This is a genomic window from Nitrosomonas sp. Nm34, from assembly GCF_900113925.1.
Taxonomy (GTDB): domain Bacteria; phylum Pseudomonadota; class Gammaproteobacteria; order Burkholderiales; family Nitrosomonadaceae; genus Nitrosomonas.
Genome location: NZ_FORD01000145.1, coordinates 1 through 1,135, shown reverse-complemented (window position 1 = coordinate 1,135; position 1,135 = coordinate 1). Strand labels below are relative to the sequence as shown.

1 protein-coding gene is annotated in these 1,135 nt (G+C 49.0%); it reads right to left on the bottom strand.

The features are described 5' to 3' along the window. Position 1 precedes the first annotated feature (1 nt). Positions 2-1,135 (bottom strand): elongation factor Tu (tuf, locus tag BM283_RS17795; protein WP_254776445.1); only part of this gene is annotated, 1,134 nt, incomplete at its 5' end.

Sequence of the window (1,135 nt, the reverse complement as noted above, 5' to 3'; positions counted from 1 at the left end):
TCTACTCAATAATTTTAGCTACCACACCCGCCCCAACAGTTCTGCCACCTTCACGGATTGCAAACCGCAATCCTTCTTCCATCGCAATGGGAGCAATAAGATTGACTGTCACCGAAATATTATCCCCAGGCATGACCATCTCAGTGCCTGCTGGAAGCTCTATCGATCCCGTAACGTCTGTTGTTCTGAAATAGAACTGAGGGCGATAACCAGCAAAAAATGGCGTGTGCCTTCCCCCTTCCTCTTTACTTAAAACATATATCTCTGCGGTAAATTTCGTATGTGGCAATATACTCCCAGGCTTTGCAAGCACCTGACCACGCTCAACCTCTTCCCGCTTAGTGCCTCGCAACAATATTCCCACATTGTCGCCAGCCTGCCCTTGATCAAGTAGCTTTCTAAACATCTCCACACCGGTGCACACCGTCTTCAATGTCGGCTTCAAACCCACTATTTCAATCTCGTCACCTACTTTAATGATACCCCGCTCGACACGCCCCGTTACAACCGTACCCCGCCCGGAGATGGAAAACACATCTTCCACCGGCATGATAAAAGCACCATCTACGGCTCGCTGTGGCTCAGGAATATAACTATCCAGCGCATCCGCCAATTTATATATGGAGGGCTCGCCAATATCACTCTGATCTCCCTCCAGCGCCTTCAATGCCGAACCCACAATGATCGGTGTATCATCCCCCGGAAAATCGTATTTAGACAAGAGCTCACGTATTTCCATTTCCACCAGCTCAAGCAACTCAGGATCATCTACCATATCTGCTTTATTCATATAGACTATGATATACGGCACGCCAACCTGCCTTGCCAGCAAGATATGTTCGCGCGTCTGAGGCATCGGCCCGTCAGCAGCTGATACGACCAATATAGCCCCATCCATCTGAGCTGCGCCGGTAATCATATTTTTTACATAATCTGCGTGACCAGGGCAATCCACATGCGCATAATGACGCTTCTCAGTCTCATATTCTACGTGAGACGTGTTAATGGTAATTCCCCGCGCACGCTCTTCCGGCGCAGAGTCAATCTGAGCATACGACTTCGCCTCTCCCCCAAATTTTTTCGTCAATACCATCGTAATGGCTGCCGTCAATGTCGTCTTGCCATGATCCACATG